The organism is Delftia sp. CH05 (assembly GCF_009827015.1).
Lineage (GTDB): Bacteria > Pseudomonadota > Gammaproteobacteria > Burkholderiales > Burkholderiaceae_C > Comamonas > Comamonas tsuruhatensis.
On the sequence record NZ_WUMG01000011.1, the window covers coordinates 58,637 to 79,877 of the forward strand.

Genomic DNA, 21,241 nt, shown 5'->3' on the forward strand with positions numbered 1-21,241 from the left:
GGCATCAACCGATGAAGCGCCCCGCGTTGCCCAGTACGCCCAGGTCGATGAAGCTGGAGCCCACATGCGGCGGCTGGCCGCTGTAGTCGATCACAAAGCCGCCCATGTCCCAGTTGCGCATGCCGGCCAGCGCTGAGCGCAGCCTGGCCTGGGTGGGGTCGCGGCCGGCGCGTTCCAGGCCCTCGGCCAGCACGCGTGCATTCACATAGGCTTCCAGCGAGCCCATGGAGAACTCCTGCTGGCCGTGGGCGCGCAGGGCCGATTGGTAGTCGCGCACCAGTTGCAGCCGGGCCTGATGGGGCGCGGGGACGACCATGGTCATGGCAAGGCCCCGGGCATCGTCGCCCAGCGGCTTGAGGCTGTCGTTGGGCAAGGTCACGCTCAGGCCCGTGAGCAGCACGCCGGGCACGCTTTTGCGCAGGCCGCGCACCAGCGCGACCGACACCGTGCCGGCCGTGGCCAGCAACACGGCGGACGGACGGGCCGCATGCACTTTGTTCAACACTTCGGCCAGGTTCTTGCCATCGGTGGCAATGGCCGCCTGTACGGAGGGGGCCATCTTCCCGGCTTCCAGTGCGCGTGTGGCGTCTTCCAGTATTTCCCGGCCGTAGGCGTTGTCCAGGTAGACGATGCCGATGCCCTTGAGGCCCATGCCTGCAAGCCGCTGTATCAGTCGGTGGACCTCATTGGTGTAGCTGGCCCGGACATGGAAGACGTTGCGCGCGCCCTTGCGCAGCGACGAGGCGCCCGTGATCGGCGCCACGTAGGGAACGCCAGCCTCTTCGATCAGCGGAATGATGGCCGCATTGTTGGGCGTGCCGTTGCACGACAGCAGGGCGAAGGCCGTGCCCTTGGACAGCATCTGCCGCACGTTGTCGGCCGAGCGCTGGGGCACATAGCCATCGTCCACGATCTGCAGCTGCAGCGTGCGGCCGTGAATTCCGCCGCGGGCATTGATCTGCGCCATGGCCGCTTCCGTGCCCAGCTTGATGTCGGTGCCGTATGCGGCCAGCGGGCCGCTCAGGGACACCGTGGAGCCGATGGTGATGGCCTTGGCGGACAGGCCGGCCTCGTCGGCAAAGGCATTGCGCACGAAGGCCGGCGCCAAGGCCGGGACCGCTGCGATGGCCGCAGCGCGGGGAACCAGGGAAACAATCTGACGGCGTCGCATGGATTCAGGGCTCGGGCAAGGTGGGTTGGGAGCAGGAAGGGCCATTCACGACGCCTGCCGCGCATGCGCCCCGCGCTGGGAGCGCGGCCCATTGTAGGAGGCGGCCTTGCCGCAGGCGATACCGGCGCAGGGGCATTGTTGCATTCATGTCTTCTATCGGTATTCAATCATCGATAGTTTGCTTGACTTTGGCAAGAACCCTGTCAGTGCACATTGCGTAGGCAGGTGTATGCGGGTTTGTACTATCAGTATGCGTTGATTGTCTTAATCACAATTCGTTTATGTAAGACAAATTACTAGTTTTGTTGAACAAAACCAGGTCGGCAGCGCACTCCTTGCCACCGGGTTGGGCATGCGGGGTGGCTCGACGGCCGTCGCGCACCGGGGGTGTGAAGGGGGAATCAACATGCTGACTGACGTCAATCTCTGGCCGCTTATCGGGGTGGCCATCATCGTTGCGGGCTTCGTGCTGCGCTTCAATCCCATGCTGGTCGTGATCGTCACGGCCATCGGCACGGCACTGGCGGCGGGCTTTCCCGTCGACAAGGTGCTGGCCACCATCGGCACGGGCTTCATCAAGACGCGCAACCTGCCGCTGATCATCCTGCTGCCGCTGGCCGTGATCGGCCTGCTGGAGCGCCATGGCCTGCGCCAGCATGCGCAGAACTGGATCAGCTCCATCAAGTCGGCCACCGCTGGCCGCCTGCTCATCGTCTACCTGGCGGCGCGCCAGCTGACGGCCGCCGTGGGCCTGACCAGCCTGGGCGGGCATCCGCAGATGGTGCGTCCGCTGCTGGCGCCCATGGCCGAAGGCGCGACCCAGTCGCGCTTCGGCATCCTGCCCGCCAAGGTGCGTGACAAGCTGCGCGCCTACTCGGCCGCCACGGACAACGTGGGCCTGTTCTTCGGCGAGGACATCTTCGTGGCCTTCGGCGCCATCGTGCTGATGACCACCTTCCTGAAGGAAGCCGGCATCGAGGTCGAGCCCATCCACGTCGCGCTGTGGGGCATTCCCACGGCCATCTGCGCCTTCGTGATCCACGCCTGGCGCCTGGGTCGCCTGGACCGCATGCTCGAGCGCGAGCTGGCCCAGTACAAGGCGGGCGTCGCAGCCGACGCGGCCAATGCCAACGCCACCCAAGCCAAGGGAGCCTGAAATGACGCTGACCATCCAACACCTGTACTACCTGGTCGGCTTCGTCCTGGCCGTCACGGCCGTGATGACGCTGCGCGATGCCAGCAATCCCAAGCGCTGGTCCAGCGGCCTGTTCTGGGCGCTGTATGCGGCCGTCTTCCTGGTGGGTCATGAGCTGCCCCCCATGGTGGTGGGCGTGATCGCCGTGGCCATGGCGCTGATCGCCGGCTTCGGCGGCGTGGGCAGCGGCCGCCACGCGCCGCGCAGCGATGCCGAATACCTGGCCAGCGCCAAGCGCCTGGGCAACAAGCTGTTCGTGCCGGCCCTGGCGATTCCGCTGATTACCATGGTCGGCACGTTGAGCGCCTCGCACCTGGTCTTCGGCGGAACGCCCCTGCTGGACCCCAAGGCCACCACGCTGGTGAGCCTGGGCGTGGGCTGCGTGCTGGCGCTGGGCCTGGCCTGCTGGCTGACCCGCGAGACGCCGGCCCAGGGCATGCGCGAATCGCGCCGCCTGACCGATGCGCTGGGCTGGGCCCTGGTGCTGCCCCAGATGCTGGGCATGCTGGGCCTGGTGTTCTCGGACGCCGGCGTGGGCAAGGCCGTGGCCTATGTGACCACCACCTATATCAACATGGACATCCGCTTCGTGGCCGTGGCCGTCTACGTGCTGGGCATGGCGCTGTTCACGGTGGTGATGGGCAATGGCTTCGCGGCCTTCCCGGTGATGACGGGCGGCGTGGGCGTGCCCATTCTGGTGGGCGTCTACCATGGCGACCCGGCCGTGATGGCGGCCATCGGCATGCTCTCGGGCTACTGCGGCACCCTGCTGACGCCCATGGCGGCCAACTTCAACCTGGTGCCCGCCGCGCTGCTGGAGATCGACAAGAATGCCGTGATCCGCGCCCAGGTGCCCACGGCCCTGGCCCTGCTGACGGCCAACGTCTTCCTCATGTATTTCCTGATGTTCCGTTAAAGGACGGACTGTTGCCATGACCGATTCCACTTCCCCGCGCATCCTGGTGACCGGCTTCGAGCCGTTCGAGCAGGACCCTGTCAATCCCTCGTGGGAAGTGGCGCGTGCCCTGCATGGCGAGATCGTGGAGGGCGCCACCGTCCACGGCCTGCAGCTGCGCTGCGTGTTCGGCGAATCGCTGCGCCAGCTGCAGGAGGCGCTTGCGCAGTTGCAGCCGGTGCTGGTCATCAGCCTGGGCCTGGCCGGCGGCCGCAGCGAGTTCACGCCCGAGCGCGTGGCCATCAATATCGACGACGCCCGCATTCCCGACCATGCGGCGCGCCAGCCCGTGGACCAGGTGGTGATCCCGGGCGCGCCCGCCGCGTACTTTTCCACGCTGCCCATCAAGGCCGTGGTGCACAACCTGCGTGCGCGGGGCATTCCGTCTTCCGTGTCCAACACGGCGGGCACCTTTGTCTGCAACCACGTGTTTTTCGCGCTCATGCACTGGCTGGCCCAGGGCAAGGCTGCGCCGGGTGCGCGGGGCGGCTTCATCCATGTGCCGGCCCTGCCTGAGCAGGCAGCGCGCAAGCCGGGCATGCCCAGCATGTCGCTGGCCGACCAGGTGGCTGCCGTGCGCGAGACCATCCGCACGGCCCTGACCGTGTCCCAGGATCTGAAGGAAAACGCCGGCCAGCTGCACTGAACCCCGTGCACCGAATCCGGCGAGGAGAGAACGATGAAAATTGACCTGAACAGTGATCTTGGCGAGAGCCTGGGTGGATGGCGCATGGGCGACGATGCCGCCATGCTCGATATCGTCAGCAGCGCCAACGTGGCCTGCGGATTCCATGCCGGCGACCCGGCAGGCATCCTGGAGACGCTCAAGGCCGCCCGCGCGCGCGGCGCCATCGTCGGCGCCCATGTGTCCTATCCCGACCTGGTCGGCTTCGGCCGGCGCAACATGGACGTGGCCAGCGCCGACCTGGTGGCCGGCGTCATCTACCAGATCGGCGCGCTGCAGGGCCTGGCCCGCGTGGCCGGCACCGAGGTGCGCTACGTCAAGCCGCACGGCGCGCTCTACAACACCATCGCCCACGACAGGCGCCAGGCCACCGACGTGATCACGGCCATGCGCGCCATCGACCCCAGCCTGGTGCTGGTGGCGCTGGCCGGCTCGCCCCTGATCGACTGGGCGCGCGACGCAGGCCTGACCGTGGTGGCCGAGGCCTTTGCCGACCGCGGCTACACGCCCGAGGGCACCCTGGTCTCGCGCCGCGATCCGGGCGCCGTGCTGCACGACGTGGACCAGATCGCCGCGCGCATGCTTATGCTGGTGCGCGAAGGGGTGGTCGAGGCCGTGGACGGCAGCCCCGTGCGCATTGCCGCCGACTCCATCTGCGTGCATGGCGACAGCCCGGGAGCCGTGACCATTGCACGCCATCTGCGCGAGCGTTTCGAGCAGGAGGGCGTGCGCATTTCCTCCTTCGCGGGTTGAGGAGTGGCCATGCGCTTTCTACCTGTCAACCGCCAGGCCCTGCTGGTGGAGCTGGCCGACCTGGATGAAACCCTGGCCCTGCTGGGCTCGCTGCAGCGCGAGCCCATCGCCGGCGTGCAGGAGCTGGTGCCGGCCGCGCGCACCGTGCTTGTGCAGTTCACCCCCGCCCAGGTGGGCGTGGCCGAGCTGGTGAACCGCATCGCCGCGCGTGACCTGAGCCAGCGCGCCGAGCGCAGCGATGTGCTGGTCGAAATCCCCGTGCACTACGACGGCGAGGACATGGCCGATGTGGCGCAGCTGCTGGGCATCACGCCCGAGGAAGTCGTGCGCCGCCACACGGGCAGCGAGTACGCCGTGGCCTTCACGGGCTTTGCGCCCGGCTTTGCCTACCTCAGCGGGGGCGATCCGATCTTCAACGTGCCGCGCCGCACCACGCCGCGCACGCGCGTGCCGGCCGGCTCGGTGGCGCTGGGCGGCACGTTCAGCGCCGTCTATCCCCAGGCCAGCCCGGGCGGCTGGCAACTGATAGGCCGCACCTCGGCCCGCATGTGGGACCTGGCGCGCCAGCTGCCCGCGCTGCTGCAGCCCGGCTACCGCGTGCGCTTTGTCGATGCGGCCGGCATGGCCCAGGTGGATGAGGCGCCCGCGCCCGCCGTGGCGCAGGCCGCGCCGCATGAAGGCAACGCGCTGCGCGTCAAGGCCACGGGCCTGATGACGCTGTTCCAGGACCGGGGCCGCCTGGGCCAGGCCGGGCAGGGCGTCTCGGCCTCGGGCGCCATGGACCAGGCAGCCTTCAAGGCCGCCAACCGCCTTGTCGGCAATGCCAGCGACCTGGCCGTGCTGGAGACCGTGGGCGGTGGCCTGTCGCTGCAAAGCCAGGGCGAGACCGTGGTCGCCATCACGGGCGCCGATGCGCCCCTGACCGTGACCACCGGGTCCGGCCAGCGCTGGAGCGTGCCGCGCTACCAGGCCGTGGCCCTGGCCGATGGCGACCAGTTGACCGTGGGCCAGCCCGTGGCCGGCGCGCGCTGCTATGTGGCCGTGCGCGGCGGCTTTGCCGTCACGCCCGTGCTGGGCAGCGCCTGCACCGACACCCTGGCGAATGTCGGCCCAGCCGCCCTGGCCGTGGGCCAGATCCTGCCCGTGCGGGCTGCGGACCGCACGGCCGTGTCCGCGCCCGAGCTGCCGCCCGAGTCCCTGCCCACCGCCGGCCAGGACGTGGTGCTGGACGTGGAACTGGGCCCGCGCACCGACTGGTTCACGCCCGAGGCCGTGGCCCTGCTGGCCGCGCAGCGCTGGCAGGTCACGCCGCAGTCCAACCGCGTGGGCCTGCGCGTGGCCGGCGAGCAGCCCCTGGCGCGCGCCGTGGCCGGCGAGCTGCCCAGCGAAGGCACGCCGCTGGGCGCCATCCAGGTGCCTCCCAGCGGCCAGCCCGTGCTGTTCCTGGCCGACCATCCGCTGACGGGCGGCTACCCCGTCATCGGCTGCGTGGCGCCGCACCACCTGGATCTGGCCGGCCAGATTCCCGTGGGCGCCTGGATCCGCTTCAACCCCATCCGCGCCTTCGAAGAATACACCCCCGGCGCGCAAGGCTCCAAGAACTGAACGCGGGGAGCGCCCGGTGGCGCCTGTCCGCAACTGAAAGAAGCTGATCATGAAAAAAGTCCTGATTGCCAACCGTGGCGAGATCGCCGTCCGCATCGCCCGCGCCTGCGCCGACTACGGCGTGAAATCCGTGGCCGTCTACGCCGATGCCGACATCGACGCCCTGCACGTGCGCATGGCCGACGAGGCCTATGGCCTGGACGGCGAGCGCCCGGCCGACACCTACCTGAACATCGCCAAGCTCATCGCCATCGCGCACAAGAGCGGCGCCGACGCCGTGCACCCCGGCTACGGCTTCCTGTCCGAAAGCGAAGCCTTCGCGCGCGCCGTGCTGGATGCGGGCCTACGCTGGATCGGCCCCACGCCCGAGACCATCGCCAAGCTGGGCGACAAGGTCGAGGCGCGCAAGATCGCCCTGCAGGTCGGCGCTCCCCTGGTGGCCGGCACGCCCGACCCCGTCAAGGATGCCGGCGAAGTGCTGGCCTTTGCCCAGCAGCACGGCCTGCCCATCATCATCAAGGCCGCCTTCGGCGGCGGCGGACGCGGCATGAAGATCGCGTGGCGCATGGACGAGGTCGAGGAGCTCTTTCACTCTGCCGTGCGCGAGGCCGTCACCGCCTTCGGCCGCGGCGAATGCTTTGTCGAGCAATTCCTGGACCGCCCCCGCCACATCGAGGCCCAGGTGCTGGCCGACACCCACGGCAACGTGGTCGTGCTGGGCACGCGCGACTGCTCGCTGCAGCGGCGCAACCAGAAACTGGTGGAAGAGGCCCCGGCGCCCTTCCTCAGCGACGATCAGCGCGCCCGCATCCACAGCTCCGCACGCGACATCTGCGCGGCGGCCGGCTACGTCAGCGCGGGCACGGTGGAATTCCTGCTGAGCCAGACGGGCGCCATCTCCTTCCTCGAAGTCAACACGCGCCTGCAGGTCGAGCACCCCGTGACCGAGCAGACCACGGGCGTGGACCTGGTGATCGAGCAGCTGCGCGTGGCCGACGGCCTGCCCCTGTCCATCACCGAAACCCCGGCGCCGCTGGGCCACTCCATCGAATTCCGCATCAACGCCGAAGACGTGGGCCGGGGCTTCCTGCCCACGCCAGGCCCCGTGGTGCGGTTCGACCCGCCCTCGGGCCCCGGCGTGCGCCTGGACACGGGCGTTCAGTCCGGCTCGGTCGTGCCCGGCAGCTTCGACTCGCTGATGGCCAAGCTCATCGTCAGCGGCGCCACGCGTGAACAGGCCCTGGCCCGTGCCCGCCGCGCGCTGGCCGAGTTCCGCATCGAAGGCCTGTCCTCCGTCCTGCCCTTCCACCGCGCCGTCATCGGCCATGCCGACTTCGTGGGCAACGACGGCTTCAAGGTCCACACGCGCTGGATCGAATCCGACTTCGCCGAACCCCTGGCCGCCGCCGTGCGCGCCGAGCCGCTGCCCGACGCCAGCCTGGTGCGCTGCGCGGTCGAGATCGACGGGCGACGGGTGTCGCTGGGCCTGCCTGCGGTGCTGCTGCAGGGGCTGGCATCGGCTGGCGGCGGTGTGGCTGCCGCGCCGGCTGCCGAATCTGCCGTGGACCCCGCTGCCGTCACCTCACCCATTGCAGGGAATCTGCATGCGTGGAAGGTGGCCGATGGCGACACCGTCCAGGAAGGCGATGTGATTGCCGTCATGGAGGCCATGAAGATGGAGATGCAGGTGACTGCGCATCGCAGTGGGGTGGTGGCGTTGGTGGCTGAGGCGGGGAAGGCGCAGGTGTTGGGGGCTGTGATTGCTCGGATTGGCTGATTTCTGGTTGACCTGTTTTTGATTCTGTTGTGCCTCTGGCGGCAGGAGCCGGGTTTCGGCCCGGCGGCCGACCCGCTTTCTTGTCGCGCGACAAGAAAGCGGGGCAAAGAAGCGCGCCCCAAACTGCCCACGACCCTTCGCTTCGCTGCGGGCGACCTGCGTTGGGCGGGATGCGGGGTGCGCCGTGAAACTCGTTGCGCGCTGCGCGCTTCACTCAAACATCACGGCGAGCTAGACAACGAAGCAAGCCTGTCCTTCGGCAGGCTTGCCACCCCGCATCCCGCCCAACGCAGGCGTGGGCAGAAGGGGGGAGGCTGGGGAACAGCCAACAGCCAACAGCCAACAGCCAACAGCCAACAGCCAACAGCCAACAGCCAACAGCCAACAGCCAACAGCCAACAGCCGGCGCCATCGCTCCGCTCGGCTTCAAACCAGGGGCCGAGCGAAGCGAAGGCCCTTACCAACTCCCCGTATGTCAGCGCCTGCGGCGTGGTGGTTGCGGGGTTGCAGTCCTGCCGAAGGACAGGACTGCTTCGTGATCTGACTCGCTGCGGTTGTTTGAGCGGCGCGCGAAGCGCAAAGCGAGTTCCGCAGCGAACCCCGCAACCGCCACGACGCAGGTTGCCCCGCAGCGAAGCGGAGGGGTCGCGGACATCCGGGTCGCCTTTTCTTGGCCTACCTTCTTTTGGCGAAGCAAAAGAAGGTAGGTCGGCCGCCGGGCCGAGACCCGGCCTCGAAGAACAACCCCCCGGCAGGGAACAAAACAGATCCCTGGACCCATCAGGAAGACTCAGCGCCCACCCTGAAAACTACGCGTGCTGTACAGATCCGCCGGCAGTCGCGACAGCAGCGGCAGACCAGACACCGCATCCACAGGCTGCCTCTCGATGTAGTTGAAGAACACATCGGAATCGAGCACGCCAATGTCCAGACGGCGCGCATCAGGCACGGCCGCCAGCGTCTTGTAGCCGTCGCCACCCGTGGCATTGAAGCTCAGCACGAACAGCTTGTACGTGCGTGCCGTATCCAGCGGCTTCCACGTCTTGCTCGCGTTGTCATACACCTCGATGCCCGACACGCGCTGGCCGGCGGCCGCTGCCGCATTCACGTCAAAGCGCAGGCCGCCCGTGTAGGGGTAGGGGCCGGTCGTGCCGCTGGGGCCGTAGACGGCCTGCAGGCCGTCCTCGAGCATGCCCTTGACTTCCGTGCCGGTGATGTCGAGGCGGAACAGCTTGTTGCCGAAGGGCAGGACCTGGATGACCTGGGCGGCCGTGACCTGGCCCAGCAGCGGGATGCGCACGCCGCCGCCGCTTTGCAGGGTGATGTCGGCGCCGCCGTAGTGGCGGTTGGCTTCTTCCAGGTAGGCCTGGGCCACGAGCTGCTGGATGTCGCCGCCGCGCACGCTCACGCTGCCTTCGGCATTGCAGGCGGCGCTGGACTGGCTGTAGTTCATGGTGCCGACGCCGCCGGGCACGCGGCGCGAGCACAGTTCCCGGGGCACGGTGGCGACCTGCTTGAGGTTGAACTGGGCGACCTTGTCCTTGAAGGGCTGCAGCGCGGCAGTGGCCTTGGCCGAGGGCGTGGTCACGCGCAGCACGCCGGTGGCGGCGGCGCTGGCCTTGAGGGCGGTCTTTTGCGCATCGGTGGCGGCCTTGCCGGCGATGGTGAAGCTGTCGCCGATGAGCACATGGGGCGTGCCCGTGCACTGGGTGACGCGGCCGTCGGCGTCGAACTGGACCTTGAGGTCGCCGACGACCTGGGCGTACTCCCAGGCCTGGACCACGCAGACGGGGCTGCCGTCCCTGTCGGTCAGGCGCGTGGGGTAGGCGCCGCCGGGCGTGCCCACGCCCGTGGTGTTGAGCACGTCGGGGCCGAGCAGGGTGTGCGAGTCGCCGCCCACGACCACGTCCACGCCGCTGAGCTTGGGCACGATCTGGCGGTCGTACTCATAGCCCACGTGGCTCATGACGATGATCTTGTTGATGCCCTTGGCGCGCAGCGCGTCGATTTCGCGCTGGGCCGCCGTGGCCTCGTCCTCGAAGGTGGTGTCGGTATCGGGGCTGGACGATGCCTTGGTCTTGCCCGCAATGGTCAGGCCGACGATGCCGATCTTCTGGCCGCCGCGCTCCACCACGGTGGAGGGGTTCACATAGCCGGGCGCTTTGGCCGCGTTCAGGGCCGAGTTGGCGCCAAAGCGCACGTTGGCGCTGAGCACGGGCGTCTTGCAGGTGCCGGCGCGCAGGCGGTCCAGGAAGGACTTGAGGCCGCTGTCGCCCTTGTCGAACTCGTGGTTGCCCAGCGTGAAGGCGTCAAAGCAGACGGTGTTCATGAGGGCGGCATCGGCCTCGCCGTCGGCGCCTGCGCGGTTGAAGTACAGCGTGCCGGTGAGCGCGTCGCCGGCATGCAGCTTGAGCACGTTGGGCGACTGCGTGGCCAGCTCCTCGATGGCCTGGGTCACGCGCGCAAAGCCTGCGGCGTCCACGGCCACGGCTTCGGCCTTGCCCGTGCCGGCGTCCAGCTGCAGGGTCTTGCTCTTGGACTCCAGCGTGGAGTGGTGATCGTTGATGTGCAGAATGCGCAGCTCCAGCGGCTGGCCTGCGGGCGTGTCGTTGCCGGAGCCGCCGCAACCGGCGATCAGGGCGGAGGCAGCCAGGGCCACGGCCAGCGGGCGCAGGGCGGGGCGATGGGAGGTCAAGGACATGAACGGGTTCTCTCTGTATCGGTTTGTCACGGCCGCCGATGCTGGGCAAGGCAGATGACATGGCGATGAAAGCGCCCTGCAGGGGGCTTGACCTTGACATGGTGGCAATCTCTAAAGTGCCTGCATGCGAGAACAAAGGAGTCAGGCAATGAATGCATCGACCAAGGCCGGCATGGCCATAGACCTGCCCGTTCAGGGCATGACCTGCGCCTCCTGCGTGGGGCGTGTGGAGCGCGCGCTCAAGAAGCTGCCGGGCGTGCAGGAAGCCGTGGTCAACCTGGCCACCGAAAAGGCCAGCATCCGCTTCGAGGGCGCGGCCGATCTGCCCGCCGCCATTGCAGCCATCGAGAAGGCCGGCTACGAAGTGCCCCAGTCCAGCGTGGAACTGGAAGTGGAGGGCATGACCTGCGCCTCCTGCGTGGGCCGCGTGGAGCGTGCGCTGAAAAAGGTGGAAGGCGTGCAATCGGCCAGCGTGAACCTGGCCACCGAGCGTGCAGTGGTGACGCTGGCTGGCAGTGCAGATGTGGCGGCCCTTGTGGCAGCTGTGCACAAGGCCGGGTACGAAGCGCGTCCGCTGGGCGCCAGCGCGAACCCGGCCAGTGAAGGCGGCGCAGCGCAGTCGCCGGCCGAAGACGGCACGGAGCAGCGCCAGGCGCGCGAGCGGGCCTCGCTCAAGCGCTCGCTGATCGTGGCCGCGGTGTTCGCGCTGCCGGTGTTCGTGCTGGAGATGGGCGGCCACATGGTGCCGGCCTTCCACCGTTGGGTGGGGCAGGCCATCGGCACCCAGAACAGCTGGTATCTGCAGTGCCTGCTGTCGGCCATCGTGCTGTTCGGGCCGGGCCTGCGTTTCTTCCAGAAGGGCATTCCCGCGCTGCTGCGCGGCGCGCCCGACATGAATTCGCTGGTGGCCGTGGGCACCTCGGCGGCCTTTGCCTATTCGCTGGTGGCCACCTTCGTGCCGCAGTGGCTGCCGGCCGGCACGGTGAATGTGTATTACGAGGCGGCGGCCGTGATCGTGGCGCTGATCCTGCTGGGCCGCTTCATGGAGGCGCGCGCCAAGGGCAATACCTCCGAAGCCATCCGCCGCCTGGTGCGACTGCAGGCCAAGACGGCGCGCGTGCGCAAGGACGGCGCCGTGCAGGAGGTGGACATCGCCGCCGTGCGTGCGGGCGACACCATCGAGGTGCGGCCCGGCGAGCGCATTCCCGTCGATGGCGAGGTCATCGAGGGCAGCAGCTTCGTCGATGAATCCATGATCAGCGGCGAGCCCGTGCCGGTCGAGAAAACCCCGGGTGCCGAACTGGTCGGCGGCACGGTGAACCAGAACGGCGCGCTGGCCTTTCGCGCCACCAAGGTGGGCGCGGATACGCTGCTGGCGCAGATCATCCGCATGGTCGAGCAGGCCCAGGGCTCCAAGCTGCCCATACAGGCGCTGGTGGACCAGGTCACCATGTGGTTCGTGCCGGCGGTGATGGCCGTGGCCCTGCTGACCTTCGGCGCCTGGCTGGCCTGGGGGCCGTCGCCCGCACTGAGCTTTGCGCTGGTCAATGCCGTGGCCGTGCTCATCATCGCCTGCCCCTGCGCCATGGGCCTGGCCACGCCCACCTCCATCATGGTGGGCACGGGCCGGGCCGCGCAGATGGGCGTGCTGCTGCGCAAGGGCGAGGCGCTGCAGACCTTGAAAGACGCCCGCGTGGTGGCCGTGGACAAGACGGGCACGCTGACGCGCGGCCGCCCCGAGCTGACCGACCTGGTGCTGGCCCCCGGCTTCGAGGGCGAGCGCAGCCGCGTGCTGGCGCTGGTGGCGGCCGTGGAGGACCGCTCCGAGCACCCGATTGCGCGCGCCATCGTGGATGCTGCCAAGGCCGAGGATCTGCCGCTGGGTGCCGTGGACCGCTTTGAATCGGTGACAGGCTTTGGCGTGCGCGCCCAGGTGGACGGCGTGCGCGTGGAGATCGGTGCCGACCGCTTCATGCGCGAGCTGGGCCTGCAGGTGGACACGCTGGCAGACGGGGCCGCGCGCCTGGGCGACGAAGGCAAGACGCCGCTGTATGCCGCGGTGAACGGTCGCCTGGCAGCCATGATCGCCGTGGCCGATCCCATCAAGGACAGCACGCCGGCCGCCATTGCCGCGCTGCACGCCTTGGGCCTGAAGGTGGCCATGATCACCGGAGACAACCGCCGCACGGCCGAGGCCATTGCGCGCCAGCTGGGCATCGACGAGGTGGTGGCCGAGGTGCTGCCCGGCGGCAAGGTCGATGCCGTCAAGCGCCTGAAGGCCGAGCATGGCACGCTGGCCTATGTGGGCGACGGCATCAACGACGCGCCGGCCCTGGCCGAGGCCGATGTGGGCCTGGCCATCGGCACGGGCACGGACATCGCCATCGAGGCGGCCGACGTGGTGCTGATGTCGGGCGACCTGGGCGGCGTGCCCAATGCGATCGCGCTGTCCAAGGCCACCATGGCCAACATCCGGCAGAACCTGTTCTGGGCCTTTGCCTACAACGTGGCCCTGATCCCCGTGGCCGCTGGCCTGCTGTACCCCGTCAACGGCACGCTGCTGTCGCCCGTGTTCGCGGCCGGGGCCATGGCGCTGTCCAGCGTCTTCGTGCTCAGCAACGCGCTGCGCCTGCGGCGTTTCAGTCCGCCGCTGGCGGCGGGGCGTTGAACGACGAAGGCAGTCAGCCGGGCAGCTTGGGGACGTCTATGAAGTCGTCCAGGCTCAGGCCTTTTTCTTTCAGCAGGGCCTCGAGCACGGGCTGCAGGCGGCCCAGGCTTTGCTGCACGGTCTCGCGCACCGTGTCCACCACGACCTGGGTGCTGCGGTCGATCTCCACATTGAGCAGGTCGCCCACGCCCTTGGACTCGAACACGGTCATGCGGCGCGTCTCGGGGATCAGCCAGACCTCGAACCAGCCTGCCTGGCGGTCCACCTCGGACACCGTGAGGCTGGCGCCGTTGATGGCGATGTAGCCCTTGGCGAACACGTAGTGGCGAAAGCCCTCGGGAATGCCGAAGCGGATGCGGTGGTTGGTGTCGCTGGAGGCCACTTCCAGCACGGGCGAGGTGAAATCCACATGGCCCGACAGCGGATGACCGCCGATCTCGGCGCCATCCTTTGCCGCGCGCTCCACATTGACGCGCCCGCCCTCGGCATAGCCGCCCAGCGTGGTGATGTTCAGGCTTTGCAGCATCACATCGAACGTGGCGCGCGTGGGCGAGAGGATCTCGGTCACCGTCAGGCACACGCCGTCGGTGGAGACGCTGGCGCCGATGGCCAGGTCCTGGCAGAAGCCTTCGGGAAAGTCGAGGGTGAAGGTGCGCAGGCCGTTCTGGTCGCGCAGCGCGGCAATGCTTGCCACGGCCTGGATGATGCCGGTGAACACGATGTGGGATTCCTTGGAGCCGCCCGGTCGGCGGCGAAGCGGGTATTTTGCATCGCGGCGCTGCGCTGCGGGGGCGCAGGCCGGCGTGTCCCTGCGGGCATCAGGCCGGAGCCGCTGCCTCCTCCCACCAGCCGCTGAGCAGGGCTGGCGGCCGCTGCGCCGCATGCACCCAAGCACAGGACGGCCAGGCATCCTGCTGCACGTTCATGCCCGCATAGATGCCGTAGCCGGGGCCGGCCGCGATCTCGCCTTCGGCATGCAGGGTCTCGCCCGCGCGGATGCTGCAGGCCGCACGGATGTCGCCCAGCGCGCGCATGCCCCAGTCCACCTCGATATGGCTGCCGCCTTCCACGTCGGCGCCAGCGTACAGGCCGTGGCCCAGCTCGATCAGGCCGCTGGCGCGGATGCTGCCGCCCGCGCGCAGGCCCTTGCCGCAGCGGATGGCGCCCTGCACCTCGATGTCCTGGCCGGCCTGGGCCCCTCCGCCCAGGCGCAGGTCGGCGCCGCAGCGCAGCTCCCAGCCCGCGCGCACGTCCTCGGCGCGCAGTTCCTCGTGCACGTCCACGCTCCAGGCGGCCTTGACCAGGCCGCCGGCCTGCAGCGGGCCGCTGCAGAAGATGGCGCCGCCGCTGTGCAGGTCCTGGCCGGCCTCGATGCGGCCGGCGTGGATGCCGGCGCCGGCCTGCAGCGTGCGGCCCACGGCCAGCAGGCCGGGTACGCGCAGCTCGCCATGCACGACGACGCTGCCCGAGAACACCAGGGCATCGGCCTCCAGGTGATCGACCTCCAGCACGGCGTCGGTGGGTCCGAACTGGTTCATGAGCCAGCGCGCGTCCTCGACGCGGCCATCGCCCACCAGGGCGTCGAGCACGCGCTGGTAGTCGTTGCCGTCATGGCGGTTGCGCACGAACCAGCGAAAGCCCGCCGCGCAAGGGCTTTTGGCGCGCAGAAAGTTTTGGGAGAGTTCCATGTCCATCGTCAGCTCCTGGGTCACAGCGGCTGTGCCATGCGGCGGCGCAGCCTGAAAGGCGTGCAGGCCAGGGCGATGCGGGCATGGGCCGGCAGCTCCTGGCATGCGTTTGCATGCGGATTCGCTGCGGGGGCCGTGCGGGAAGCTGGGGTTGGACCTCAGGCTTTCCGCACGGCGGCGGAAAGCAGGGCCGTGAAGCCGCACAGGCTGATGAAGGCCGTGGGCACGCCGTGCACGCGCTGCGGCCGCTGCGCGCGCAAGGCGGTGCAGCGGGTCGGGGCGTGGCGGAAAAGGCGTGTAGGGGCCATGGACAGGGGGATGAGGAGCCGCGATTATGCCGCGAGGCCATTTGCGCACGGGGGCATGGGGCCGTGTACAGGACGGGGCTTCGTTGCTTTGGGTAACATCACGGACCCTGCGGGCGCCCGGTGGAGGACCACCGGGCGCCCGGTTGCCCTGCTGCGCGGCGATCGGCCCGGCAGGGTCCTCTCGCCAAGAGAAGCCCATGAATTCCAAGACTCCCCCCTCGTTCCTGAGCCGCATCGCCATCGCGATCGGCAGTTTCTTCGCCATCCTCGGCAACGGCCCCCTGGCCGCCGACGTGTCCCGCCTGCGTGACGGCGAGCCGCTGGCCGCCGACGTGCCGCCGTCCGCACCCAAGGAGGTGCGCGTGGAGGTGCCCGTGGACCGGATCGTCGAGGTCCGCGTCGAGGTGCCTGTCGAGAAGGTGGTCGAGAAAGTGGTTGAAAAGCGTGTCGAGGTGCCGGTCGAGAAGATCGTCGAAAAGACCGTCGTGGAGCCGGCCGCACCCGCTGGCACCGCCGCCCTGCAGCTGCTGGGCCTGCTGCAGCGCGAGGCGCGCTTCGTGGACTTCGTGCAGGAAGACGTGGCCGGCTATGCCGACGCCGAGATCGGCGCCGCCGCGCGCGTGGTGCACGAAGGCTGCCGCAAGGTGCTGCGCGAGCATTTCAGCATCGCCCCCGTGCGTGCCGAGGCCGAAGGCAGCCGCGTCACGCTGGCCGCAGGCTTTGATGCCGCCGCCGTGCGCCTGACGGGCAACGTGGTCGGCCAGGCACCCTTCACGGGCACGCTGGGCCACCGTGGCTGGCGCGTGGACGATGTCCGCCTGCCCCAGCTCACCGACCACAAGGCTGCCGCCATCGTGGCCCAGGCCGAGGTGGAGCTGTGAGCATGGACCAGTCCCTTCAATTCTCCCAGGCGCGCTACAGCATCGGCATCGACCTGGGCACCACGCATTGCGCGCTCTCCTATGTGGACCGCCAGGCCAGCGATGGCGAGAAGGTGGAGCAGGGCGTGCTGGACATTCCCCAGCTCACCGGCCCCTCCAGCGTGGAGGCGCGCCCACTGCTGCCATCCTTCCTCTACCTGCCGCATGAAAGCGAGCTGACTGCGGCCGACATGGCCCTGCCCTGGGGCGCCAGCCAGGACTTCGTGGTGGGCGAGTTCGCGCGATCGCGCGGCGCGGCCACGCCGATCCGGCTGGTCTCCAGCGCCAAGAGCTGGCTGTGCCATCCGGGCGTGGACCGCCGCTCGCCCCTGCTGCCGGCCGATGCGCCCGAGGAGGTGCACCGCGTCTCGCCCCTGACCGCCTCCATCCGCTATCTGTCGCACCTGCGTTGGGCCTGGGAGCAGGCCCATCCCGAGGCGCCGTTCGACGCCCAGGATGTGACGGTGACCATTCCCGCCTCGTTCGACCCGGCCGCGCGCGAGCTGACGGCCGAGGCCTGCCGCGCCGCGGGCTTCCAGAGGCTCACGCTGCTGGAGGAACCCCAGGCTGCGCTGTACAGCTGGATCCAGGCCAGCGGCGGCCAGTGGCGCAAGCAGGTACAAAGCGGCGAGATCATCCTCGTCGTGGACGTGGGCGGCGGCACCACCGACCTGTCGCTGATCGCCGTGCTGGAAAAGGACGGCGGCCTGGAGCTGCAGCGCGTGGCCGTGGGCGAGCACATCCTGCTGGGCGGCGACAACATGGACCTGGCCCTGGCCTACGGCGTGGCCCGCAAGCTGGCCCAGGAGGGCAAACAGCTCGACGCCTGGCAGACCCGTGCCCTGGCCCATGGCTGCCGCCAGGCCAAGGAGCAACTGCTGGCCGACGCCTCGCTGCAGTCCGTGCCCGTGGTCGTGCCCAGCCGGGGCAGCAAGCTCATCGGCGGCAGCATCCGCACCGAGGTCACGCGTGACGAGGTGCTGCAGATGCTGGTGGAAGGCTTCTTCCCGCGCGCAGCCGTCTCCGACAAGCCCCAGACCCGCGCGCGCGCCGCGCTGACCCAGCTGGGCCTGCCGTATGCGCAGGACGCGGCCGTCACGCGCCACCTGGCGGCCTTCCTCTCACGCCAGGCCGGCGCCACCGAGCAGATCGAAGGCCTCCAGGGCACGCAGCCCGAGGGCGCGTCCTTCCTGCATCCCTCGGCCATCCTGTTCAACGGCGGCGTGCTCAAGGCGCCGCAGATAGAGCAGCGCATCCTGGAAGTCGTCAACGGCTGGCTGGCCGGCGAAGGCGCGCAACCCGCGCGCCTGCTGGATGGCGCCAACCTCGACCTGGCCGTGGCGCGCGGCGCCGCCTACTTCGGCCATGTGGCGGCTGCGGGCCGTGGCGTGCGCATCCGTGGCGGCACGGCGCAGAGCTATTACGTGGGCGTGGAAAGCAACATGCCCGCCATCCCCGGCATGGAGCCGCCCATCTCGGCCCTGTGCCTGGCGCCCTTCGGCATGGAAGAGGGCACCGAGGTGGCGCTGGACACCCAGGAATTCGGCCTGGTCGTGGGCGAGCCCGTGCGCCTGCGCTTTTTCGGCTCCTCCGTGCGCCGCGCCGACCAGGTCGGCACCGTGCTGGACTTCTGGGGCCCAGAGGAGCTGGTCGAGCTGCAGGAAATCGAGGCCCATCTGCCCGCCGAAGGCCGTGCGCCCGGCGAGATCGTGCCCGTCACCCTGCATGCGCGCGTGACCGACATCGGCACGCTGGAACTCAACGCCGTGCCCGTGGGTGGTGACGAACGCTGGAAGGTGGAGTTCGACGTGCGGGCCGATGTAGCGTAGCCCGCCCCGGCGGCAGGCCCGGTCCGGGCCGCGCACCGTGCCCTGTATGACTGCCGATATGCCTGATACTGCCGCCCCCGCCTCCGCCACCCCCTTCGCTCCCGACGCCGCCCACATCGTGGGCATCGACCTGGGCACCAGCCACACCGTGGTGGCGCATGTGCCCGTGGGCGGCACGGCGGCCGACATCGCCTTGCTGCCCGTGGCGCAGCGTGTCTCGGCCGGCGAGGTCGCCGCCCAGGTGCTGCTGCCCTCGGCGCGCTACCAGGCGGCGCCCGGCGAGCTGGGCGATGCCTGGCAGCAGCCCTGGGCGGCACTGGGCGCCGATGCGCAAGCGCCCGCCGTCAATGGCCGCTGGGCGCGTGATCTGGGCGCGGCCGTGCCGTCGCGCCTGGTGGCCAGTGCCAAGAGCTGGCTGTCGCACGCGGGCGTGGACCGCACGGCGGCCATCCTGCCCTGGGGCGCGCCCGAAGAGGTGGCCCGGCTGTCGCCGCTGCAGGCCTCGGCCAGTTACCTGGACCATGTCCGGCAGGCCTGGGACCGCACGCACCCCGGCGCGCCGCTGAGGGACCAGCTGGTCGTGCTGACCGTGCCGGCCTCATTCGACGAAGGCGCGCGCGCACTGACGCTGGAGGCCGCGCGGCTGGCCGGTCTGCCTGCGGTGCAATTGCTGGAGGAACCCAAGGCCGCCTTCCACGACTGGCTGGTGCTGCAGGGCGAACGCCTGGCGGCCGAGCTGGCGCACTGCCGCCTGGTGCTGGTGGTGGATGTGGGCGGCGGCACCACCGACCTGACCCTGATCCGCGTGCAGCCCGCTGAAGCTGGAGGCCTGCCCGTGCTGACACGCACGGCCGTGGGCGAGCACCTGATGCTGGGCGGCGACAACATGGACCTGGCGCTGGCCCATCGGCTGGAGCCGCAGTTCGCCCCGCCCGGCGAGCGTCTGCCCGCCGCACGCTTCGCCCAACTGGTGCAGCGCTGCCGCATGGCCAAGGAACAGTTGCTGGCCGACGATGCGCCCGAGTCCGTGGCCGTGACCCTGCTGGGCGGCGGATCGAAGCTGCTGGCGCAGACGCGCACGGCCACGCTGCGCCGCGACGAGGTGCGCGAGGCCGTGGTCGAAGGCTTCATGCCGCTGGCCGGCCTGCAGGATCTGCCCACCCGGCGCCAGGGCGCTTTGCGCGGCCTGGGGCTCCCATATCCTGCCGATGCGGCGATCACACGGCATTTGGCGCAGTTCCTCGCGCAGCACGCGGCTGGGGAGTTGCCCGATGCGGTTCTGCTCAATGGCGGCGTCTTCCACGCCCATGCGCTGGCCCAGCGGCTGGTGGCGCAGCTGCAGGCCTGGCGCGGCCAGCCGCTGCGCCTGCTGCACAACCCGCATCCCGACTGGGCCGTGGCACGCGGCGCAGCGGCGCATGGCCTGGCCATGCATGTCCAGAGCCGTCCGTCTGAGGATCTGCCGGAATCGGAAGATGCCCGGACTGTGCCCGCCCCGGTACCGCGCATCGGCGGTGGCTCGCCGCGCAGCTACTGGCTGGTCCTGCCCGAGAAGGCGGGTGCCGCACCACAGGGCATCTGCCTGCTGCCGCGCGGCACGGAGGAGGGCGTGCGCATCGTGCTCTCCGGCCGGCGCTTTGCGTTGCGCCTGGGCCAGGCCGTGCGCTTTTCGCTGGTGGCCAACAGCCTGGCGGCGGCGCCTGCGCAGGCCGGCCGTATCGCGGCGCTCGACGGCGAGGGCTGGGTCGAGCTGCCCGCCCTGTCCACCGTGCTGCCCGCGCCCGAGGGCCGGGACAAGGCCCAGGTCGAAGTGCAACTGCAGGCCTGCATGACCGAGGTCGGCACGCTGGAGGTGCGCTGCGTGGCCGCCGACGATGCGCAGCGCCAGTGGTTGCTGCCGTTCATCGTGCGCGGTGCGCTGGCCGCAGATTCGCAGGACACCGGCGATCGTTCTGCCCGGCAGGGCCGGCTGGCGGACGCCGTGGCCCTGATCGAGCGCATCTTCGGCAGCCAGGCCCAGGAGGTGACGGCCAAGGAGGTCCGCCAACTGCGCCAGTCGCTGGAGCGACGGCTGGGCCCGCGCGAGGACTGGGACCTGCCGCTGCTGCGCGCACTGTTCGACGCCTTGCTGGCCCGCGCCAGGCGCCGCCGCCGCACGGCCGAGCACGAGCGCGTCTGGCTGAACCTGGCAGGCTGGTGCCTGCGCCCCGGCGTGGGCGCCGAGCTGGACGGCTGGCGCATGCAGCAGGTCTGGCAACTGCATGGCCAGGGCCTGGGCCATGGCGGCGAGGCGGCCAACCGCACCGAATGGTGGGTGTTCTGGCGCCGCGTGGCCGCGGGCCTGGACGAGGCCCGGCAGATGGAGCTGCTGGAAGAGGTTGCCGGCCACATGCAAAAGGCCGTGCAGCAGTCCACGCAGCGCAGCCAGGGCAAGTCCGCCCATGGCAGCTACGACGACATGCTGCGCCTGTTCGCCGCCATGGAGGCCGTGCCCTGGCAGTACCGCCAGGAAATGGGCCAGTGGATGCTGCAGCGGCTGAAACACCCCGGTGAATCCGTGCAGACCTGGTGGGCCATAGGCCGGCTGGCCGCGCGCATGCCGCTGGCCGCCAACGCCCACCGCGTCATGCCGCCCGAGGCTGCGCAGGAGTTCCTGGACGCCACCCTGGCCCAGGACTGGCGCCGCAATGAAACCGCCATGTTCGCTGCCGTGCAGATGGCCCGCATGACGGGCGACCGTGCGCTGGACCTGTCCGATGCCCAGCGCGCCCTGGTGCTGGAGCGGTTGCGCGGCGCCGGTGCACCGCAGCGCTGGATCGACCTGGTGGAACAGGTCCAGCAGATGGACGCCCAGGATGCGAAGCGCAGCTTTGGGGATAGCCTGCCGCCGGGGCTGGTGCTGGTGGGGTGACGGCTGTTGCCCAAGAAGAAGGCCCCGCAGTGCGGGGCCTTCTTCTTGGGGAGGCACTGCAGCAAGTGCAGTGCG

General features: G+C 69.8%; 15 protein-coding genes. 10 read left to right on the forward strand and 5 right to left on the reverse strand.

Translation table 11 applies throughout. From position 1 onward, the window contains the following. Positions 1-4: 4 nt before the first annotated feature. A complete protein-coding gene (locus GRX31_RS11610) occupies positions 5-1,171 on the reverse strand; it encodes an ABC transporter substrate-binding protein (protein WP_016448770.1) in 1,167 nt (388 codons plus the stop codon). Positions 1,172-1,577: 406 nt separating this feature from the next. On the opposite strand from GRX31_RS11610, the gene GRX31_RS11615 reads away from it, so the two are divergent. The 6 genes from GRX31_RS11615 to GRX31_RS11640 are packed head-to-tail and all read left to right on the forward strand — an operon-like array spanning position 1,578 to position 8,141. Beyond that, the gene (locus tag GRX31_RS11615) at positions 1,578-2,327 is read left to right on the forward strand and encodes a DUF969 domain-containing protein (protein WP_016448769.1); all 750 of its coding nucleotides are present in this window, start codon (positions 1,578-1,580) and stop codon (positions 2,325-2,327) included. 1 nt (position 2,328) lies between these two features. Beyond that, positions 2,329-3,282 (forward strand): DUF979 domain-containing protein, encoded by a 954-nt coding sequence (locus GRX31_RS11620; RefSeq protein WP_016454392.1) that lies wholly within the window; start codon positions 2,329-2,331, stop codon positions 3,280-3,282. Positions 3,283-3,298: 16 nt separating this feature from the next. Continuing rightward, on the forward strand, positions 3,299-3,967 hold the full coding sequence (gene pcp / locus GRX31_RS11625; RefSeq protein ID WP_016454391.1) for a pyroglutamyl-peptidase I: 669 nt from the start codon (positions 3,299-3,301) through the stop codon (positions 3,965-3,967). A gap of 33 nt (positions 3,968-4,000) precedes the next feature. Further along, positions 4,001-4,759 carry a LamB/YcsF family protein gene (locus GRX31_RS11630; protein WP_160852792.1) on the forward strand — a complete coding sequence of 253 codons (759 nt, stop codon included), beginning with the start codon at positions 4,001-4,003 and terminating at the stop codon, positions 4,757-4,759. 9 nt (positions 4,760-4,768) lie between these two features. Then, a complete protein-coding gene (locus tag GRX31_RS11635) occupies positions 4,769-6,364 on the forward strand; it encodes an urea amidolyase family protein (protein ID WP_160852794.1) in 1,596 nt (531 codons plus the stop codon). A 49-nt stretch (positions 6,365-6,413) separates the two neighbouring features. Continuing rightward, positions 6,414-8,141, forward strand: a complete 1,728-nt coding sequence (locus tag GRX31_RS11640) for an acetyl/propionyl/methylcrotonyl-CoA carboxylase subunit alpha (protein ID WP_016448764.1) — start codon at positions 6,414-6,416, stop codon at positions 8,139-8,141. A 790-nt stretch (positions 8,142-8,931) separates the two neighbouring features. Here the strand turns inward: GRX31_RS11640 and GRX31_RS11645 are convergent. Then, positions 8,932-10,842, reverse strand: a complete 1,911-nt coding sequence (locus GRX31_RS11645) for a bifunctional metallophosphatase/5'-nucleotidase (RefSeq protein ID WP_160852796.1) — start codon at positions 10,840-10,842, stop codon at positions 8,932-8,934. A gap of 148 nt (positions 10,843-10,990) precedes the next feature. Here GRX31_RS11645 and GRX31_RS11650 point away from each other — a divergent pair, with 148 nt between their 5' ends. Next, positions 10,991-13,510, forward strand: a complete 2,520-nt coding sequence (locus GRX31_RS11650) for a heavy metal translocating P-type ATPase (protein ID WP_160852812.1) — start codon at positions 10,991-10,993, stop codon at positions 13,508-13,510. Between the two features lie 13 nt (positions 13,511-13,523). Here GRX31_RS11650 and GRX31_RS11655 read toward each other — a convergent pair whose 3' ends face one another. The 3 genes from GRX31_RS11655 to GRX31_RS30545 form a co-directional block, all read right to left on the reverse strand. Continuing rightward, positions 13,524-14,228, reverse strand: a complete 705-nt coding sequence (locus GRX31_RS11655; RefSeq protein WP_034364447.1) for a riboflavin synthase — start codon at positions 14,226-14,228, stop codon at positions 13,524-13,526. A gap of 100 nt (positions 14,229-14,328) precedes the next feature. Continuing rightward, positions 14,329-15,204, reverse strand: coding sequence for a hypothetical protein (locus tag GRX31_RS11660; RefSeq protein WP_026062924.1), 876 nt, complete (start codon positions 15,202-15,204; stop codon positions 14,329-14,331). Between the two features lie 152 nt (positions 15,205-15,356). Continuing rightward, a complete protein-coding gene (locus tag GRX31_RS30545) occupies positions 15,357-15,506 on the reverse strand; it encodes a hypothetical protein (protein ID WP_164474686.1) in 150 nt (49 codons plus the stop codon). Between the two features lie 197 nt (positions 15,507-15,703). On the opposite strand from GRX31_RS30545, the gene GRX31_RS11665 reads away from it, so the two are divergent. From GRX31_RS11665 to GRX31_RS11675, 3 genes are read left to right on the forward strand one after another with little or no spacing between them, the layout of a single operon-like run. Next, the gene (locus tag GRX31_RS11665) at positions 15,704-16,387 is read left to right on the forward strand and encodes a DUF2760 domain-containing protein (RefSeq protein WP_160852814.1); all 684 of its coding nucleotides are present in this window, start codon (positions 15,704-15,706) and stop codon (positions 16,385-16,387) included. A 2-nt stretch (positions 16,388-16,389) separates the two neighbouring features. Beyond that, positions 16,390-18,255 (forward strand): Hsp70 family protein, encoded by a 1,866-nt coding sequence (locus GRX31_RS11670; RefSeq protein WP_160852816.1) that lies wholly within the window; start codon positions 16,390-16,392, stop codon positions 18,253-18,255. 58 nt (positions 18,256-18,313) lie between these two features. Beyond that, positions 18,314-21,166, forward strand: a complete 2,853-nt coding sequence (locus tag GRX31_RS11675; RefSeq protein ID WP_202396561.1) for an Hsp70 family protein — start codon at positions 18,314-18,316, stop codon at positions 21,164-21,166. Positions 21,167-21,241 lie beyond the last annotated feature (75 nt).

What these genes read in the sequence shown, in the direction of transcription:
- GRX31_RS11610 (WP_016448770.1), bottom strand. Translation starts at nt 1,171, where the DNA reads ATGCGACGCCGTCAGATTGTTTCCCTGGTTCCCCGCGCTGCGGCCATC.
- GRX31_RS11615 (WP_016448769.1), top strand. Translation starts at nt 1,578, where the DNA reads ATGCTGACTGACGTCAATCTCTGGCCGCTTATCGGGGTGGCCATCATC.
- GRX31_RS11620 (WP_016454392.1), top strand. Translation starts at nt 2,329, where the DNA reads ATGACGCTGACCATCCAACACCTGTACTACCTGGTCGGCTTCGTCCTG.
- pcp (WP_016454391.1), top strand. Translation starts at nt 3,299, where the DNA reads ATGACCGATTCCACTTCCCCGCGCATCCTGGTGACCGGCTTCGAGCCG.
- GRX31_RS11630 (WP_160852792.1), top strand. Translation starts at nt 4,001, where the DNA reads ATGAAAATTGACCTGAACAGTGATCTTGGCGAGAGCCTGGGTGGATGG.
- GRX31_RS11635 (WP_160852794.1), top strand. Translation starts at nt 4,769, where the DNA reads ATGCGCTTTCTACCTGTCAACCGCCAGGCCCTGCTGGTGGAGCTGGCC.
- GRX31_RS11640 (WP_016448764.1), top strand. Translation starts at nt 6,414, where the DNA reads ATGAAAAAAGTCCTGATTGCCAACCGTGGCGAGATCGCCGTCCGCATC.
- GRX31_RS11645 (WP_160852796.1), bottom strand. Translation starts at nt 10,842, where the DNA reads ATGTCCTTGACCTCCCATCGCCCCGCCCTGCGCCCGCTGGCCGTGGCC.
- GRX31_RS11650 (WP_160852812.1), top strand. Translation starts at nt 10,991, where the DNA reads ATGAATGCATCGACCAAGGCCGGCATGGCCATAGACCTGCCCGTTCAG.
- GRX31_RS11660 (WP_026062924.1), bottom strand. Translation starts at nt 15,204, where the DNA reads ATGGACATGGAACTCTCCCAAAACTTTCTGCGCGCCAAAAGCCCTTGC.
- GRX31_RS30545 (WP_164474686.1), bottom strand. Translation starts at nt 15,506, where the DNA reads ATGGCCCCTACACGCCTTTTCCGCCACGCCCCGACCCGCTGCACCGCC.
- GRX31_RS11665 (WP_160852814.1), top strand. Translation starts at nt 15,704, where the DNA reads ATGAATTCCAAGACTCCCCCCTCGTTCCTGAGCCGCATCGCCATCGCG.
- GRX31_RS11670 (WP_160852816.1), top strand. Translation starts at nt 16,390, where the DNA reads ATGGACCAGTCCCTTCAATTCTCCCAGGCGCGCTACAGCATCGGCATC.
- GRX31_RS11675 (WP_202396561.1), top strand. Translation starts at nt 18,314, where the DNA reads ATGCCTGATACTGCCGCCCCCGCCTCCGCCACCCCCTTCGCTCCCGAC.